Raw genomic sequence first — 18173 nt, 5'->3', positions numbered from 1 at the left:
GAAAGCACTGCTCCACCATCACGGGCCACGGCTGGGAAGCCTCTTTGACGACGCACCGCCCCTCGTCGCTCCAGGGCAGCGTCGCCGCCCTCTGGAGGTTGGCGAGCCTCCGGCTCCGAGGCACCAACACGCTGGGGCTCGGCGCGGATGTAGCGCAGGAGGAGAGAAGGAGCAGGAGCGAGAGGCAAGAGCGCAAACGCAAGGGCATGTCCTTTCGAGGACGCCAGGATGTCGCGGGGCAGGCTGTGGTTGCCGCTGTTCACCGGGGCTCGGCACCTGTTCCCGACGTGGCCCTCGCGGGCACCCGGCCTGGGAAGCGGACGGGTGCCCGCGAGGGAGGCCGACACCCCCACCGTGCCAGTCACACGATGAAGGTGTCGGCTTCGCGAGGCTCAGGGGGTGTAGAGCACCGCCGTGTTGACGTAGGTGTTGTTATCGGAGAGCACGCCTCCCGCGATGAGCACCTTCCCGGAGGGAAGCAGGAGAGGCCAACCACCCGCTCGGGCCGACGGCATGCTCACGGAGTAGGTGGTGACACCCGTCGCGGGGTCGAACAACTCCGTGGTGAGCCCCACGCCTTCAAGGCCTCCCGTCAACATCAGGCGCCCCGAGGGCAACATGACCAAGTGCGCCGCGTTCCGATGGTGATTCCACGTCCCCACACTCCGCTGGACGTTGAGCAACGGGTCGTACTCCCACAACGAAGTGCCGACGTGCATCAGGACCTTCCCGGAGGGCAACAGGAACGCGTGTGTCCAGCCCCCCGTAAGCCCCGTCGCGGCGGCCCAGGTGTTCGTGGCCACGTCATAGAGTTCGGCGATGGAGTTCCCCCCCGCCACCAACACCTTGCCCGAGGGCAACAGGAGCGCGAAGTGGCCTCCCCGGCCAATCGCACTCGAGCTCGCGACAGGGACCCAGGAGTTCGTCTCGGGGTCATAGAGTTCGGGGATTCTTCCTCCTCCCGTGGCTTCAACAGCGCCACCAACGACAAGCACCTTGCCCGAGGGCAACACCGTCGCGGTGTGTGATTTCCTCTCGAAGGTCATCGAGGCCACGGCCGTCCAGACATTCGTCTGAGGGTCATAGAGGTCCGCCTCACGCAGGCCGTTCCCTCCATGCGTGGTGGGAAGCCCCCCCACCACCAGGACCTTGCCTGACGGAAGCATCGTCATCGAGTGGCTGATGCGCCCCCTGCTCATCGTGCCCGCGGCGCTCCACGCTCCCGTGTCTGGAGAGTAGAGTTCCGCCGAGGCCATGGTGCTACCGATGCCATTGTAGCCCCCCGCCACCAACACCTTGCCCGACGGAAGCAGGAGCGCTGTGTAGCCAGCGCGCGTCGTGAGCATGCTGCCCGTGGCATCCCACCGCGCCACCGTGCCACTGCCACAGTCCGGCCCATTGACCACGCTCACGCTGAACGTGTGCGCCACGGAGAAGCCGCGCACGTTGGTCACCGTCGCCGTGACGGTCGGCGCGCTGCCCGTCGCCACGCAAGCCGGCGCCGTCCAACGGACCTCGCTGGACGTGAAGCCGTTCGTCGCCGTGCCCAGCGCCCCGACACTCGAAGCCCAGCCAAACGTGAGCGCCGCCCCATCTCCATCCTCCGCCAGCACTCGCAGCGTCACGGCCTCGCGGCCCGCCACCGTGTTCGCGGACTGGTTCGCCAGGACGATGCGCGGAGGAACACTCGGGCCCGTGCCCAGCCCCACGCAGACGCGCAGCGTCCCCTGCCCTCGTCCACCCTTCGCATCCGACACCGCCACCGTGAGCGCACAGTTGCCACACGGGTCCCCCGACGGCACTGCGCTCGGCGTGAAGGACGCCGACGTGGACGTGGGCTGCGTCCACGCGCCCGCGCACACCGTGGACCACTGATACGTCAGCGCATCCCCATCCGCGTCGACCGCGTCCACCGTGACGGTGGTGCTCTGCCCCACCGGCACCGGCGAACGCGTCACGGTGATGCCCCGCACCGTCGGCGCCATGTTGAACGCCACGCTCACACTCGCCCCGCCCGAGTTCGGCCCGCCATCCGTCGACATCGTGCGGACATCGATGCGCAGGCTCGTCGCCGCGCCGCGCGAGTCCGTGACAGTCAACGTCAACGCGAACTCCCCGGAGACCTGCGGCGCCGTCCACGTCGTGGTCGACGTGCCCGTGGTGGTGAACACCCCACCCGTGGCGCTCCACGCATAGGAAAACGTGTCTGTCACATCCTTGTCGTGAGCCGTGGCCCGCAACACGATGTTGCCACCCGGCAACACCATGCTCGACGACGCCACCAACGAGTCGATGCAGGGCACCGTGTTGTCGAACGGCGCCCCCGTGGAGAGGGATTGCAAGGTGATGGCCACCACCGCCGTCTCACCCGCCACAATCGTGACACCCTCCGCCACGCCGCGATAACGCAGCGCGCCCTGTGAATCGAACGCCTCCGCGGTGAACATCCGCGCGGTGCCGGCGGGAACCTGGTGGAACGTCCCTCGCCACGCACCGGCGTCCTGGACCAGCGTCACCGTGGACGCAGGGACACCCGTGGCCGTCAGGGTGACGGTGACACGCGTGACGTCCTCTCCCGCGAGCGCCTCCGAGACAGCTCCCACGAACTCCACCGCGCCCAGCGACTGCACTTCTCCCGACGAGCCACAGCCCAGGGCGGCCCCCAGCATTCCGATGATGAGACAGGCCCAGCCCCAGCGCGTCTTGCCTTGCATTTGCATTCGAGCTTCCTTTTCCCAGCGTGAGCAGGAATCGGCCGGGCTCCCCCGACGAGAGGGGGCGCGAGGTGAGGGAAGGGAGACAGGCCGGTCATGAGCCCGCACCACCCCGAGGGAGGCGGGTGCGGGCCGACGAAGTAGAGCATTCCCGCTCCGCCCCGGGTGACCTCATGCAAGACAAACAATGGATGTCAACCCCGACCCTCGCATGACAAGGATTGACCCATGGGACAAGACAGCCTCACTCCCGGTGCTACACTCGAGTCAACCCGAGGTCTACAGGGGGAAGGACCTGACATGCGACTCGATATCTTCTCGGAGATGCAGCACCCGAAGGAACACTGGACCCAGCCGGACCATGAGCATCGGCTCATCCGCGAAACACTGGAGCAGGCGCGGCTGGCGGATGAGATGGGCTACGGAGTCTGGTGGCAGGTGGAGCATCACACCGCGGTGGAGTTCAGCTACAGCTCCGCGCCGGAGGTCATGCTCACCGCCATCGCGATGGGTACGAAGAACATCCACGTGGGCCACTCGGCCGCGCTCGCGCCCGCGCGCTTCAACCACCCCATCCGCATCGCCGAGCGCTCCGCGTTCATCGACCACCTGAGTGGCGGCCGCTTCCAGCTCGGCATGGCCCGCAGCACCATCCCCGAGTGGCGCGTCTTCAACATCGACGCGGACGCCACCCGCTCACAGATGCAGCAGGCTTTCGAGATGGTCCCGAATCAGCGTCATCCCCAAGCCCTACCGCAAGCCGCACCCTCCCCTGTGGCAGGCGTGCTCCAGCCCCGCGTCCTTCGAGCAGGCGGGACGCAACGGCGTGGGCGCGCTCGGCGTGACGCTGTGGGCGTCTCCGGAGCAGGTGGGAGAGATGATTCACCTCTACCGCGAGGCGCTGAGGACGCGCTGTGAGCCCGTGGGCGAGTTCGTGAACAACCAGGTGGCCTTCTTCACCTTCGTGCACTGCGCGGACTCGGAGCGCGAGGCCATGGAGAACGGCGCCGCCCAGGCCGCGGCCTGGTACACCAACGGCTCCTTCACCTTCTTCGAGGCCAAGGATTTCTTCGTCAAGTCGGCCGCGGAGCTGGAGGCGCTCGCCAGGGACCCCGCCGGTGGCGGCCTGACGGGCCAGTACCTGCGCGGCAAGGACCCGAACGCCCCCGTGTCCAAGGCCCAGCGCATCCTCGGCCGCATCATGTCCGGCGAGGACGTGCCCCACGAGCAGGTCTGGGAAGTCTTGAGCGCGCAGGACTCGCTCATCGTCGGCACGAAGGACCAGGTGCGGCAGGGCCTCAAGCGCTACGAGTCGCTGGGCATCGACGCCCTCATGTCCTTCCACCAGGTGGGCGCCCTCTCGCACGAGGCCGTCCTCAAGAGCATCCGCCTCACCGGCGAGCTCATCCCCGAGTTCAAGACGCCCGCCCCTCCCTGAACCCCAGCGGCAACGACGGGCCCCTTCCCCGCTTCCCAGCCGCGCCATCGTGCGCACCTTGGGGAGCGGGGTTTGTCCGACGGGAGGGGATGGGGATGAGGGTCAGCCAGTTGACACTGGGATGGGGCCTTGCCTGCGCGCTGTGGGCGTTCAGCCCCGCATGGGCGGCGAGCACGACCTCGCCCGCCAAGAAGGAGGGCGACCAGGGGAGCGGCGACACCGTGCGGCACGCCACGCGCCGCCCGAAACAATTCTCCCGGGAGTGGCACGTGAGCACCTCGGGCTCGGACACGGCGGCGGGGACGAAGCAGGCGCCGTTCCGCACCATCGGCCGCGCGCTGAGAGTCGTAAGTCCCGGTGAGGCCATCCGGGTCGCCTCCGGCGAGTACGCGGAGGGCCTGCTCATCGACAACGCGGTGAAGGCGGGCCGCGCGGATGCCCCCATCACCCTGGTGGGCGAAGGGCGACCGCGCATCGTCCCGACGCCGAAAGGCGGGACGCTGGTCCAGGTGCGCAAGCCCTACTGGATTGTCGAGGGCTTCGAAATCGACGTGCGCGGCCAGCCCCGCTTCGCCGTCCTCTTCGAGGGCAACACCACGGGCTCCGTGCTCACCGGCAACGACCTCCACCACGGAACCCTGGGCGCCGGCATCGCCACCTACGGCGGAGCCCGGGACGTGCTCATCGAGAACAACCACATCCACGACTTCCGCAAGCAACCCAAGGGCGACTCGCACGGCGTCGTCATCCAGGCCACGTCGCGCGGAATCACGGTGCGCGGCAACGACATCCACCACAACTCGGGGGACTCCGTGCAGTGCCTGCTGCCGGACAAGAAGGAAGACGCTCCGGCGAGCGACATCCTCATCGAGAACAACCTGCTCCACGACAATGACGAGAACGCCGTGGACATCAAGACGTGCCATCGCGTCGTCATTCGTGACAACACGATGTACGGCTTCCGCAAGTCCCCCACGTCCTCTGGAGAGGCCCTCGTCATCCACTACTCCGCGCGGGACGTGCGCGTGGAGGACAACACCATCCACGACGCGGGCCGGGGCATCTCCGTGGGGGGCTCGCGAATCGGCGACGAGCCCAGCCCCGTGGGCGTGGTGGTGAGCGGCAACGTCATCCGGGACATCACCCAGAGCGGCGGGAGCGACGGCACGGGCATCCGCGTGGAGAACTCGCGCGAGGTGCAGGTGGTGGACAACGCCATCTCCGGCACGCAGGGCTACGGGATGATGCTCGGCCTGGGCTCCAACGGCGCGCCCAGCGAGAACCTGACGGTGCGGGGCAACAGCATCCAGGGGCGCAGGCTGGTGCGCCTGGGGCAGCGGCAGCACCGGCCCGGCCTGAAGATGGACCGGAACCGGTACGGCTCCAACGGGACGTTCAAGGTGGACCCCCAGGAGGAGACGAACCTCACCGACTGGCGCAAGTCCTCCGGCGTGGACCAGCAGTCCACCCCGCTCCAGTGAGCCCCAGGTCCCCTTCCGCTCGACGAGCAGCGGAAGGGGCCTGCTTCACCGACGCTCAGGGCGTCTCGTCGGACGGCACGTCACCGGTGAGCACGCAGATGAGCGCGTCCGGGTCGCACTTCACGGGGAACAGCGGGTTGATGCCGGAGCCGCGCAGCCGGCCCACGGAGTAGTCCGCGTACGGGTCGCACTTCGTCTCGTCCGGCGCGCCCTTCGTCGCACAGCCCACCACGGGCCAGATGCCCTTGGCCTGGTACGTCGCCGTGCAGCCGTTCTCCGTGTAGGTCAGGTCCGCCTTGAACTGCGTGCCCGGAATCCCAGGCGTGTTGTAGATGCGCAGGTTGGACCACTCGTAGCGGAAGCTCTGCGCGGGCAGCGTGGCCGTGGCGGGCACGTCCAGCCGCGTGGGGCTCAGCTGGGGCACGTCGCAGAAGTTGTCCGCGCCGGGCCCTTCGCTCGAGAACGGGCCCACCGAGAACGGCGTGTGCGAGGGGTCCGGGTCCGGCCGGTCCTCCTCGAAGTCCGCCACCAGTTCGCCCAGCCGCTCGCTGCGCACCGCGACGGTGTCCCGCGCGTTGGGGTCCTGGCTGTAGTACTTCTGCAGGCCCAGCGGCTCCGGCTTGAGCTGTGCGCACTGCTGGTCCGGATTCTGTCCGGGCAACAGCGTGTACACGGTGGCGAACGAGCCGATGGAGCCGTCGCTCACCGCGCGCGCCACGACACACTGCGGCTCCGGGTCCTCGACGCCACAGCCCGCGAGCAGAACCAAAGCGGCGACGCCGGGTCCCCATCCCATCCAACGAGTCTTCATGGGTGATTGTCCTTTCATGGTGGGGGCCTAGAAGCTGAGCTTCGCGCCCAGACGGACGGAGCGCGGCGCCTGGTAGGCGGTGGGACGCTTGAAGTTGGGGTTGATGTCGGAAGTCGTGATGGGCAGGTTCGTCGCCGTGGAGATGACCTTGCAGCCCGGGTTGTTGGCCGTGAGGCACGCCGTCAAATCCTCCGGCTTGCCGCCCTGCTCAATCGCATAGACGCGGGTGAAGGTCAGCGTCTGGTCCACCGCGGTGTACTGCTGGAAGTTGAAGAGGTTGAACACATCCAGCGACAGGCTCAGCGTGTAGTCGCGGGCCAGCTTCTGGCTGACGCCCACGTGGGTGTCGAGGTTGTGGACCCAGGGCAGCCGGCCGGCGCTGCCGCGCGGCAGGATGAACGTCTCGGAGCCGCTGCGCCGGGGGTGCGCGCCCAGGTAGTTGAGCGGCGTGCCGGAGCGGCTGCGGTAGCCACCGCCAACATTGACGCTCGTCGTCCGCGTCACCTGGAACTCCCGCGCGCCGAACACCTTGATGGCGTGCGTGCGGTCACCGGGCAGCGGACCGTCACGGTTGGTGGTGAGCGACAGCAGGTCGAAGTCGCGCGTGAGGTTGGGCGACAACTGGCCCGTGTCCGCGCGGAACAGGCCGGAGTAGTTGCCGCGCAGCTGGGACCAGGTGTAGCTGGCCTGGGCCAGCCAGCCGTCGGAGAATGCCTTCTGGTAGTACAGGTTCACCGCGTCGTACTTGCGCACCGCCTCCGGGAAGTCCGTCGAGTACCCCTTGCCCGGGTTGCCCAGGAAGAAGGTGTTGCCGTCGTCACGGCTCATGTCCTCGATGACGTCGTTGAGCTGGCGGCGGGTGTACGTCAGGCCGAAGCGGCCGAGCAGCACCTCGTACTCGCCACCCACCATGATTTCGTCCGCGGACTGGGCGCGGATGTTCGGGTCCACCGGCACGCGGTCGCCACCCTGCGCGTCCCAGGCCTGATTGGGGCTCTCGCTGTTGCCGATGAGCTGACGGTTGCGGCTGGCCACGCAGTCCGTCACCAGCGAGTTGCGGTCGTCGGGGCGGCACGGCGGCGAGTCATACGTGGCCGACAGGAGCTGCTGCTGCGGGAAGGACAGGTCCGCCATGTCCAGCGGCACGTTCTCGAAGAAGCGCGCGAAGTTGACGAACAGCTTGGAGCGCCCCTGCTGGGTGAAGTCGTAGACGGCGCCCACGCGGGGCGACCACTGGTTGGGCAGGTGCAGGCCCACCTTGTCGTCCAGGCCCCACAGCGTCTGAACGTCGTAGCGCAGGCCCGCGTTGAGCGTGACGGTGTCCATGATGGACCAGCTGTCCTGCACGAAGCCGCCCACCGTCATCGACGTGGACGTGCCTTCCTTGCTGGCCAGGAACACCGGCGAGTCCGGCCCATCCAGGTAGCCGTACTGGTTCAGCGTGTAGAAGCAGTCGCCGCCGGTGCACTCCTGCCAGGGCGTGCCGCCGGTGCGCGCGCGGTTGTTGTAGAAGCTCATCCGCTCCGCGTCGAAGCCCGCCTTGACGATGTGGTGGCCCAACGCCTGGAACAGGTACGTGCCCATCACCTTGCCCTGGACGCGGTCCAACTCCTGCTCGCTGATGGTGCCGGGGCCGCCCGTGGAGTAGGCGGTGACGGGACAGTTGCGGCGCTGCTCGGCCTCCGTGGCGCCACAGACGGACGGGTCCAGCAGCGACTCGAACTCGGTGATGGTGTGGGGGCCGGGGTTGCGCGTGCGGCGCCAGGCGATGTTCGGCCGGGAGGACAGGCCCGAGTCCGACAAGAGCCCCGAGCCATCCGACGGCAGCTGGCTGTCCGACTGGTGGTGCCAGCCGACCGTCGCGTCGACGAGGAACTTCTTGTCGAAGAAGGACGAGGACTGCTTGGCGACGATGTCCATCACGCCGTTGGAGCGCCGCGTGGCGATGGAGTCGTAGGTGCCCTGGACGTAGGCCGTGCAGGACAGGCCCACGCAGACCTCCGGGTCACCGTCGTCGCTGAAGGCATACTTGCCGTCGCCGCCGGAGGAGCGCGGCGTGCCGAAGACGGAGAGCGACAGGTTGTGGTCCGGGTTGAAGAGGTACGTCAGCTTGCTCATGTACTGGATGCTGCGCTCGTCCGCGAAGCGGGTGGTGCGCGAGCCTTCAATCGGCGTCACCTGACCGAAGCCCGTCTCCGGGTCCCTGCGGCGCTGGCCCACCGTGGCGCAGCCGATCGCCGGGTCCACCTCCGTGCAGAAGTCCAGCGTGCTCAGCTGCCGGTCCACGCGGATGCGATTGAACGACGGCGCCACGCCCACGTAGAACCAGAGCTTGTCCTTGAGGATGGGGCCGCCCAAATCAAAGCCGAAGTCGCCCTGGTTCCAGGGCTGGCCCTGCGCGGAGATGACGGTGCCTTCCTGGCGGACCACCGTGCCGTTGCGCTGCAACGCACCGGGGGCCATGTTCGCGAACACCGAGCCATGGAACTCGTTGGAGCCGGACTTGGTGACGACGTTGAGCACGCCACCCGTGGAGCGGCCGTACTCCGGCATGTAGCCACCGGTGATGACGTTGACCTCCTGGACGAACTCGACGGACAGCGGCGTGCCCAGCGTTCCCACGCTCGGGTCATTCACCGACAGGCCATCCACCACGTACTGGCTCTCCGGCGAGCTGCTGCCGCTGACGCTCACGCCGTAGCGGTCCTCCGTGGCGCCCGGGGCCAGTTCCGCCAGCGACTCGAAGGAGCGCGACGCGGAGCCCTTCGTGCCGGGGCGGATGACGGCCATGGTGCGCAGGAAGTCCGCGTCCACGCTCAGGCCCGTCGTGCTGGAGCCCACGTCCACCGTGGGCGCCGCGCTGATGGAAATCTCCTCGCCGAAGGCCGAGGGCAACAGCTGGATGTTGACCCGGATGGTGCGGTCCAACCGCAGGACGATGTCGGCGCGCACGAAGGGCTCGAAGCCCTCGCGCTCCACGCGCAGCGTGTACGTACCCGGCGGCAACTGGGCGAGCCGGTACTGGCCGCTCGTATCCGAGACGACCACCCGCTCACCCTGCAGCTTCGGCGACGTCGCCGTCACGACTGCGTCCGCGAGCGAACGCTTGTCATCCGCGCTGGTGATGGTGCCGGTGATGACCGAGACGCCCTGCGCGAATGCCCCCGCGCCAAAGAGCAGGACCGCGAGACACAGCCCGCGAGCAAGACCTACACGTATGGACAAAGCTGACTCCCTCCCGTGATTCAGGGAGCACTCTGTCTCAAGACACGAGAAAGCAACAATCCCTAATTAAACAGTGCGGATTGGCGAGCCGCGCCATGCGCGCTAGGGGGCGCAGGCGGCGGTTGCCTGCTCCAGGGAGCGATCAAACGCCAGCCGCAGGAAGGCATCCAGCGGGGCTCGGCCCTTCTCCACGCGGCTGCGCAGCACGGCGCCCTCCCAGGCCCCGAGCATGAAGGTGGCGAGCATCTCTGGAGCGACGTCCTTGGCGACCTCTCCGGAACCCTGCGCCTCGAGGAGCACTTCCTCCAGGCGCGAGGACCACTCGGCGAAGGAGGCCGCCACGCGCTCGCGGATGAGGGGGCTGTGGTCGGCCAGCTCCGCGGCGAAGTTCGCCAGCAGGCAGCCGCACTCGAACCTGCCCGCGACGAGCACCTCCACCTGCGCGGCGAAGTAGGCGCGCAGCCGTCGCAGCGGTGTGAGGGACGTGTCGCGCAGCAGCGACAGGTCCGCGCTGCTGGCGCGCATGTACTGGTCCACCACCGCCGCGCCCAGCGCTTCCTTGCTTTCGAAGTGGTTGTAGAAGGAGCCCTTCGGCACGCCGGCCGCGTCGGTGATGTCCTGCACGCCGCAGCCGTTGAACCCTTGAGTACGCAGGGTCTCCAGACCGGCGGCGAGCAGCTTGTCGCGAACGCTGGCTCTCGGCATCGCTCCCTTTTAGGGCCCGTGCCCCGGGCCGTCAAAACCCGCCTCGAATTCGCTACAACCCCATGATACTCCACGGCTTTTCATTGAATATGACCAGTCGTCTTGAATCCACGGAGGTCGCTCGCTAGCCTGCCGGCCGGGAGCGGAGCCCGGACTGGCGCGGTGCCGCCCCGTCACCTGCGAAGGAGTGGAGCGATGGGCAAGTCGAGCGTGTCGGACAGGATTCGGGTGGGCATCATCGGGGCGAGCCCGCAGTGGGGGTGGGCGACCTACGCGCATCTGCCCGCGCTGCAGTCCCTGCCGGGCTATCGCGTCACGGCGGTGAGCACCACGCGGCAGGTGAGCGCGGATGAGACGGCGCGCCGGTTCGACGTGCCGCATGCGTTCGCGAGCTTCGAGCCGCTGGTGGAGCATCCCGAGGTGGACCTCGTCGTCGTCTCGGTGCGCGCGGCCGAGCACGCGCGGTTGGTGCGCGCCGCCATCGCCGCGAAGAAGAACGTGTTCTGCGAGTGGCCGCTGGGCGTTTCGGTGGAGGAGACGACGGAGCTGGCGGCGCTGGCGCAAGCGGCGGGGGTGCGCACCGTCATCGGGCTTCAGCGTCGGCTGGCGCCCGGCGCGCGTTATCTGAGGGATTTGCTCCAGGAGGGCTACGTGGGGCAGGTGCGCTCGGTGACGCTCCAGGTGTCCACGGCCATGCTCGGGCACACGCGGCCCAAGGCGTATGACTACACGGCGGACGCCACCAAGGGGGCCAACGCGCTGGCCACCATCACCGCGCACTTCCTCGACACGGTGCTGGCGGCGGTGGGGGATTTCCAGAGCGTGGCCGCGCTCGTCACGCGCCAGTTCGAGCACACCACGCTGGCGGAGACGGGCGAGGTCATCCCCGTCACCGCGCCGGACCAGGTGCTCATCACCGGCACGCTGAAGAGCGGCGCGGTGCTGTCCGCCCATGTCGAGGCCGGCAAGCGCAATGGCGGCGTCATCGGCTGCACCATCACCGGCACCGAGGGGGACCTGTACCTGTCGCAGGACCTCACCGTGTCCGGAGCGCGAGGCGACAACCAGCCGCTCCAGCCGCTGCCCACGCCGGAGAAGTACCTCCTGAGCGCCAAGGGCGCGCTGACCGACGACGCGCACCAGACGGCGCAGCTCTACGCGGCGTTCGCGAAGGACGTCGCGGAGGGCACGTCGCTCGCGCCCGGCTTCCAGCACGCGGTGAAGCTGCACCGCTTGCTGAACACGTTCGCGGAGTCGTCCGCGTCGGGACAGCGGCGGACGCTGTAGCGGAGTCGTCCGAGTCGGGACAGCTGCGGACGCCGTAACGGAGTCCTCCGCGTCGGGACAGCGGCGGACGCCGTAGCGGAGTCCTCCGCGTCGGGACAGCTGCGGACGCCGTAACGGAGTCCTCCGCGTCCGGGAGGGCGCGGACGCCGTCGTGGCGTCGTCCGCGACTGGGAGAGCAGCGGATGCCGCAGCGGCTTCCTTCACGTCTGGCAGGAGTGGACGCCATCCGCCGAGCCCTCCACCTCAGGACGTCGTAGGCGCCCCCAGGGTGGGTGGCCGGTGGGCATGGCGTCCTTCTGTGTGCTCGCCGGGCGGGAGACCGGTGGGGCCAAGGTGGCGCGGGCTCGCGTTGGTCTATGCTGCGCGCCTCGTGGACGCTCCCCTGCCCTCCCGACGACGCTACCTGGTGGCCGCCGTGCTCTTCGCCAGCGTGAGCATGCTGGCGGCGCTGGCGACGCTGTACGTGCAGGGCCTGCTGCCCGCCTCCGCTCCTTCCGCCGACGAGCCCTTCCACTACCAGGGCTTCGAGAAGGTGCTGCGACACGTCCAGCCCGACGGCGACGTGGACTTCTCCTCCATGGGGCGCGAGCGCGCGGAGCTGGACCGCTTCGTCGCGTCGCTCGCCTCGTTCTCTCCTCACAACCGGCCAGATGTCTTCCCGACGTCGGAGGACGCGCTCGCCTTCTGGCTCAACACCTACCACGCGCTCGTGCTCCAGCAGGTGGTGGATGGATATCCCTATCTGGAGAGCGTGGAGCAGCCCTGGCCAGGGCGCTTCTTCTGGGCCCGCTCATGGCCCGTGGGCGGCCGGCGGATGACGCTGTGGTCGCTGCGCCATCGCGTCCTCTCCGGGGAGTTCGCCGACCCGCGCGTGCACCTCGCGCTCTTCCACGCCACCCGGGGCGGCCCGCGCATGGACAGCTCCCACTTCCAGCCCGAGTACCTCCACTCGCAGCTCAACGAGGCCAGCCGCCGCTTCATCGGCGACAAGCGCAACGTGCGCCTGGACAGGGACACCGTGCACCTGGCGCGCCTGTTCGAGACGTACCGCGAAGACTTCCTCGCCGCGCTGCCCGAGGGACGCCGGGGCAACGTGCTCCAGTTCGTCTGGGCCTTCCTTCCCGACACCTGCGAGGAGCGTCCCGGCTGCGACACCCGCGCGGACCTGGACCACGCCTGCGGACCCAAGCTGGACCGCTGCCACATCGTCTTCGAGGCCGAGGACACCTCGCTCCCGGACGCCGCCGCGCGCCCCTCGCGCACGGAGCGCTGAAGCACCTCACGCCGGCAAACGCTCGTGAGTCCCGGGAGGCGGCGTGTGCTCCTCATCCTCTCGCGAGCGGGGGCGGGAGCGGGAGCGCTCCACCGGACCGCCGTCCTTGCGTCCGCGCAGCCACTTCTCCAAGCCCACCGCGGGCACCACCACCGCGCCCACCAGCACGGACAGGCCAATGGCCTCCAGCGACAGCGGCGCGGTGCCGAAGATGCGCCGCATGAAGGGCACGTACATGAAGGCGAGCTGCAAGAGCACCAGCGCCCCAATCCCCATGAACACGGAGGGGTTGCTGAACAGGCCCACCTTGCGCAGCGAGCCGGTGAGCGTGCGGCACATCACCATGTAGAAAATCTGGAAGCTGATGACGGTATTCACAGCCATCGTCTGCGCCTCGGCCAGCGCCCGCGCATGCCCCACGTCCGGCACCTCGTGCGCGTACTCCCAGAGGAACAAGCCAATGGCGCCCGCCGCCATCAGCAGGGCGACGAGGCCCGTGCGCATCACGATGAAGTGACTGAGAACCGGCGCGTCCGGGTCGCGCGGCCTGCGCCGCATGACGTCCGACTCACGCGCCTCGAACGCCAACGGCAGCGCGAGCGACACCGTGGCCACCAGGTTTATCCAGAGCAACTGCGTGGGCAGCATCGCCATCAACGGCACCGGCCCCCCTCCGAAGTCCTGGATGGGAAAGAAGGCCACGCCACACAGGAGGATGAGCGCGAGCCCCAGGTTGGTGGGCAACACGAAGGCCAGCGACTTGATGAGGTTGTCGTAGACGCGCCTTCCCTCCTCCACCGCCGCCGCGATGGATGCGAAGTTGTCGTCCGTGAGGACGATGTCCGCCGCTTCCTTGGACACCGCCGTGCCTGTGATTCCCATGGCCACGCCGATGTTCGCCTGCTTGAGCGCGGGCGCGTCATTGACGCCGTCCCCCGTCATCGCCACCACGTGCCGCCGCTGCTGGAGCGCGCGCACCAGCCGCAGCTTGTGCTCCGGCGCCACCCGCGCGAAGACATTCGTGCGCTCGGCCACGTCCGCCAGCGCCTCATCGTCCAGCGCCCCCAGCCTCGCGCCCGCGACACCGGGCGTCCCTGGCTCGTGCAGCCCGAGCCGCGCGCCAATGGCCTCCGCTGTCGCCAGATGGTCGCCCGTAATCATCTTCACGACGATGCCCGCCTCGTGGCACGCCCTCACCGCCTCGATGGCCTCCTCGCGAGGCGGGTCCATCATCCCCTCCAGTCCCAGCAGCTCCAGGCCCCCCTCCGCGTCCTCCAGTGCCAGGGTGTCTCGCGTCTCCGCCAGCTCGCGCGAGGCCACGGCCAGCACGCGCATCCCCCGCCGCGCCAGTCGCTCCACCTCCTCCAGCACGGCCTCATTCGACGCGGCGCCGTCCGGCGCGCACCGTGCCAGCACGACTTCGGGCGCGCCCTTGAGGAGCAGCACGCGGCCGCCTCGCGCGTCCTCATGCAGGGTGGCCATGAACTGGCTCTCGGACTCGAACGGGATGGCGTCCAGCCGGTGGAAGCGGGCGCGGGCTTCGTCCACGCCGAGGCCCGCCTTCTCCGCCGCCACCACCAGCGCCCCCTCGGTGGGGTCACCCGTCATCCGCCAATCACCGCCCTGCCCGTGCAGCGCGGCGTCGTTGCACAGCGCGCCCGCGAGCAGCAGCTCCCGCACGTCCTCGGGCACCAGCAAGGCGCTGAGCGGCGGGCCATCCCTGCGCAGCTCTCCCCGAGGCGCATAGCCCACCCCGGTGACGGTGTAGCGCCCCGTCGGTGTCCACAGCGCCTGCACCGTCATCTCATTGCGCGTGAGCGTGCCTGTCTTGTCCGAACAGATGACGGTGGTGCTGCCCAGCGTCTCCACCGCCGGCAGCTTGCGGATGACGGCGCGACGGGCCGCCATGCGTTGCACCCCGATGGCCAGGGCGATGGTGACGATGGCGGGCAGGCCCTCCGGAATCGCCGCCACCGCCAGGGTAATCGCCACGACGACGGCCTCGCTGAGGTCATAGCCGCGCCACAGGCCCACCCCGAGCAGGAGCACGGACACGACGAGGATGGCCCCGGTGATGACCTTGGCGATGGTCGCGAGCGCCTTCGTCAACGGCGTCTGGAGGTCCGTCGCCCCTCGGAGCATCTCCGAGATTCGGCCCAGCTCCGTGGCACCGCCCGTGGCCACCACCACCGCCCTGGCCGCGCCGGACGTCACCAGCGTGCCGCCGAAGACGACGCTCGTCCGGTCGCCCAGCTCCGCGTCCTCCTCGACGGGCAGGGGCTGCTTCGACGCGGGGACGGACTCGCCGGTGAGCGCGGCCTCCTCGATTTGGAGGTTGCGTGAGGACACCAGCCGCATGTCCGCGGGCACCTTGTCCCCAGAGGCAATCTCCACCACGTCGCCAGGCACCAGCTCCGCCGCGGGCACCGCGCGCTTGTCGCCGGCGCGCACCACGGTGGCGTTCTCCGGCACCATCCGGCTCAGCGCCTCGATGGCCTTGCCCGCACGGAACTCCTGCACGAAGCCGATGACGGTGTTGAGCACCACCACCGCCGCCACCACCAGCCCGTCCGTCACCTTCCCCATCACCACCGCGAGCACCGCCGAGACGATGAGCACCCAGATGAACGGGCTGTTCACCTGACGCCAGAGCAGCCTCAGCGGCCCTTCACCCTTCTGGCGCTCCAGCACGTTGGGCCCGTGGCGCATCAACCGCTCTCGCGCCTGCTCGTCCGTCAGGCCCTCGGCGCCACTCTCCAACTGCTCGAACACACGCTCGGGGGGAAGGGCATGCCAGGGCACGGCTCCGCGAGAAGACGCACGGCCATCCTCTCCAGAGGCGGCGGGTGGCGGCTCGTGCATGGGACTCCCCCTGCCAGGCATCGGCTGTGATGGGAGGCGTCACCTCCACCTCACCCGGGAAAGCTATGTCCGCCGCTTCCGCGCGCTTCACGCCCGCCCTCGCAGGGAGCAGGCGTCGCGTCGGGCCCGTGACAAATCCGTTGCCATTCACGCATTTTCCAAGTAATCGAGAATTCTCAGCTTTAACCACCTATCGACTTTCTCCTGATGACCTTCAGAAAGCCTGGTTGGGCCCTGGTGGGCGCGGTGCTGGTGGGGGCGGCTGTCGCCCTGCTGCTCTCCCGAGGGGCACCTCCCTCCGTCGAGGACAGCGCGCGCTCTGATTCCGCCGCGAGGCCGCCCTCCGCGAGTGGCGTGCTGGTCGGCACGTCTTCAGGGATGCCGTCTCCCAACGAGCCGAAGCTGGCGGTTGAACAGCTTCCCATGCCGGGGTGCTGGGACGGCCTGAGAGACCTCGACAAGACGGCCACGCTGGACTCGCTGCGCGAGGCGCTGGGTGTCGCGGTGGGCAAGCGGGACAACCTGCTGGCGACGTACCTCCAGGAGCGCCTGACGGAGGTGGTGGGCCAGGACGCGGGCCGCGGGCTCCAGGTGGTCGAGTGGGCGAAGCAAGCCAGTCCTCCCGAGCTGGGGCTCTACCTGGACGCGCTCAAGGCGGCCCCGGCCGTCCACGACGCGAAGGTGTCGGAGGCGCTGCTGAAGCTGGGTGAGGACCGGAGCATGCCGCTCCAGAACCGCTCGGCGGCGCTGGACGCGCTGGAGACCCAGCGACGCCTGTCCCCCAGTGATTTGGCGCGACTGAAGGCCGTGGCGCTGGACGAGACTGCGGACTCCACGGCCTGGGTGGCCACGCGCACCCTGGGCCGGGTGATGAAGGAGGACTTCGAGCGCACCGGCACCCATGCCCCGTACTGGAAGGAGCTGCTCTCCATCGCCGGCAAGTCGGACGACATGGCGGTGCGGCTGCTCGCGCTGGAGATGCCGTCGTATTCCAATCCGCTCATCGGCTCGGAGTCCTTCGACGAGCTCCAGCACATCCTCACCACGGACCGCGAGCGCGACGTGCGGGAGATGGCGGCCTTCCGGCTCGGCGTCACCCGCGAACCGGAGGAGGCCCTGAAAATCTACGAGGCGGCCTTCGAGAAGGAGCACGACGTCTGCGTGCGCTGGGCCATCTTCCGCTTCGCCGTGCGCGCCGCCGGAGAGAAGGCGCTGCCGCTCTTGGCGAGGCTCGCCGCGAAGGACCCGCGCTTCCAGCGCGACTACGCGGAGTTCAAGCAGCTCTACGCCTCCGGCACGGTGGACTTCGCCCGCATCTGGCTGGGCAAGGGCGAGCACCACGCGTGCCTCGTCGAGGAAGGAGCGCCGCACTGATGGACGCCCTCGTGAGAAAGCAATTGGGGCGCGCGCTGCTGCTGTCGGCCCTGGTAGCCGGGGGGATGTCCGCGAGCGCGGCCCAGCCCCTGCTGACGCCGTCCACCTGCACGGTGGAGACGATGCTGGTGGACGTGCGCGCCGCGCTGAAGGGCGGATCGCCGGCGCTGCGGCGCTACGTGAAGCTGCGGCTGCGTGAGGCCGCGCTGGCCCTGCCCGTCGCCGAGCTGCAGGCCGCGCTGGAGCGGGAGCGCGAGCCGGAGGTGCTGGAGGCCCTGGGCGCGGCGCTGGCCACCAAGGCGAGCCACGCCGAGTCACCCACGCTGGTGCAGCCCCTGCTCGCACGAGCAGCCGGAGACGCGGACCCGGCCGCGCGCGCGGCGGCCGTGCGCGCCTTGAGGGCCACGCCCTCCGTCGAGTTCATGGCGAAGAACGGCGGCGTGGTGACGTACGAGCAGCTCGCGAGGGATTCATCCCCCGAGGTGCGCCAGGCCGTGGCCGACAACCTGCGAGAGGAGAGCGCGCAGGTGTACTCCGGCCATGACCGCGCGGTGTCGGAGACGGCGGTGTCGGTGGCGGCGGCGACGGAGGACCCGGCGGTGGCGGCGAAGCTCTTGGGCGAGGTCTCCATGGAGGCCGTGGGCCACGACGCGGTGGAGAGCGTCACGCGGCAGCTCGAGGCGGAGGACCCGGGCCTGCGCGCGGCGGCGGCCACGGCGCTGGGAGGCGTGCCAGGGGCGGAGGCGGATGGGGCGCGGCGCTCGCTGGTGGAGACCTTCCGACGTGACGCGAATCCCGCGGTGCGCAAGGCGGCGCTCGAGGGAATCGCCCGGCTGGGTCAGGCCTCCGCGCGGCCCCTCTTGGAGTCGCTGCGGGGCGTGGACGCGAGCATGGACTTGGAAATCGACGCGTGGCTGTCCGCGCTGAAGCTCAACCTCCAGGAGTGGCACCTGCTGCTGCGCGAGAAGCAGCGGCTGCGGAGGTGACCCCTGCATCACCGCCG

General features: G+C 69.2%; 11 protein-coding genes and 1 pseudogene. 7 read left to right on the top strand and 5 right to left on the bottom strand.

Going from position 1 to position 18173, the window contains the following annotated elements; all coding sequences use genetic code 11:
- Positions 1-392: 392 nt before the first annotated feature.
- Positions 393-2720: a Kelch repeat-containing protein gene (locus FJV41_RS01205; protein WP_141640516.1), complete on the bottom strand. Its 2328-nt coding sequence runs from the start codon at positions 2718-2720 to the stop codon at positions 393-395.
- A gap of 222 nt (positions 2721-2942) precedes the next feature.
- On the opposite strand from FJV41_RS01205, the pseudogene FJV41_RS54510 reads away from it, so the two are divergent.
- The 3 genes and pseudogenes from FJV41_RS54510 to FJV41_RS01195 form a co-directional block, all read left to right on the top strand.
- Positions 2943-3368: pseudogene (locus FJV41_RS54510) on the top strand (LLM class flavin-dependent oxidoreductase); the annotation flags it as partial.
- The gene (locus FJV41_RS01200) at positions 3328-4152 is read left to right on the top strand and encodes an LLM class flavin-dependent oxidoreductase (protein ID WP_281291370.1); all 825 of its coding nucleotides are present in this window, start codon (positions 3328-3330) and stop codon (positions 4150-4152) included. The pseudogene FJV41_RS54510 and the gene FJV41_RS01200, both read left to right, overlap by 41 nt.
- Before the next feature lie 269 nt (positions 4153-4421).
- Positions 4422-5633 carry a right-handed parallel beta-helix repeat-containing protein gene (locus FJV41_RS01195; RefSeq protein WP_181790312.1) on the top strand — a complete coding sequence of 404 codons (1212 nt, stop codon included), beginning with the start codon at positions 4422-4424 and terminating at the stop codon, positions 5631-5633.
- Between the two features lie 55 nt (positions 5634-5688).
- Here the strand turns inward: FJV41_RS01195 and FJV41_RS01190 are convergent, their stop codons facing one another.
- The 3 genes from FJV41_RS01190 to FJV41_RS01180 all read right to left on the bottom strand — a co-directional run bounded on the left by FJV41_RS01190 (position 5689) and on the right by FJV41_RS01180 (position 10374).
- Positions 5689-6444, bottom strand: a complete 756-nt coding sequence (locus FJV41_RS01190) for a hypothetical protein (RefSeq protein ID WP_141640514.1) — start codon at positions 6442-6444, stop codon at positions 5689-5691.
- A 27-nt stretch (positions 6445-6471) separates the two neighbouring features.
- Positions 6472-9669 carry a TonB-dependent receptor gene (locus FJV41_RS01185; protein ID WP_141640513.1) on the bottom strand — a complete coding sequence of 1066 codons (3198 nt, stop codon included), beginning with the start codon at positions 9667-9669 and terminating at the stop codon, positions 6472-6474.
- 102 nt (positions 9670-9771) lie between these two features.
- Entirely contained in the window at positions 9772-10374 is a 603-nt protein-coding gene (locus tag FJV41_RS01180) for a TetR/AcrR family transcriptional regulator (protein WP_141640512.1), read from the bottom strand.
- A 195-nt stretch (positions 10375-10569) separates the two neighbouring features.
- Between FJV41_RS01180 and FJV41_RS01175 the strand changes: the two genes are divergently transcribed.
- Both FJV41_RS01175 and FJV41_RS01170 read left to right on the top strand, forming a co-directional pair.
- Entirely contained in the window at positions 10570-11661 is a 1092-nt protein-coding gene (locus FJV41_RS01175; protein ID WP_141640511.1) for a Gfo/Idh/MocA family protein, read from the top strand.
- 370 nt (positions 11662-12031) lie between these two features.
- Entirely contained in the window at positions 12032-12934 is a 903-nt protein-coding gene (locus FJV41_RS01170) for a DUF547 domain-containing protein (protein ID WP_246136926.1), read from the top strand.
- 6 nt (positions 12935-12940) lie between these two features.
- Here FJV41_RS01170 and FJV41_RS01165 read toward each other — a convergent pair whose 3' ends face one another.
- Positions 12941-15796 (bottom strand): cation-translocating P-type ATPase, encoded by a 2856-nt coding sequence (locus FJV41_RS01165; protein ID WP_141640510.1) that lies wholly within the window; start codon positions 15794-15796, stop codon positions 12941-12943.
- A gap of 207 nt (positions 15797-16003) precedes the next feature.
- Between FJV41_RS01165 and FJV41_RS01160 the strand changes: the two genes are divergently transcribed.
- Entirely contained in the window at positions 16004-17170 is a 1167-nt protein-coding gene (locus FJV41_RS01160) for a HEAT repeat domain-containing protein (RefSeq protein WP_141640509.1), read from the top strand.
- An 11-nt stretch (positions 17171-17181) separates the two neighbouring features.
- Entirely contained in the window at positions 17182-18156 is a 975-nt protein-coding gene (locus tag FJV41_RS01155) for a HEAT repeat domain-containing protein (RefSeq protein WP_246136925.1), read from the top strand.
- The last annotated feature ends 17 nt before the right edge of the window (positions 18157-18173 follow it).

Origin of the sequence: Myxococcus llanfairpwllgwyngyllgogerychwyrndrobwllllantysiliogogogochensis, from assembly GCF_006636215.1 — a bacterium.
GTDB classification, from domain to species: domain Bacteria; phylum Myxococcota; class Myxococcia; order Myxococcales; family Myxococcaceae; genus Myxococcus; species Myxococcus llanfairpwllgwyngyllgogerychwyrndrobwllllantysiliogogogochensis.
This window is presented reverse-complemented; position numbering and strand designations above follow the sequence as displayed.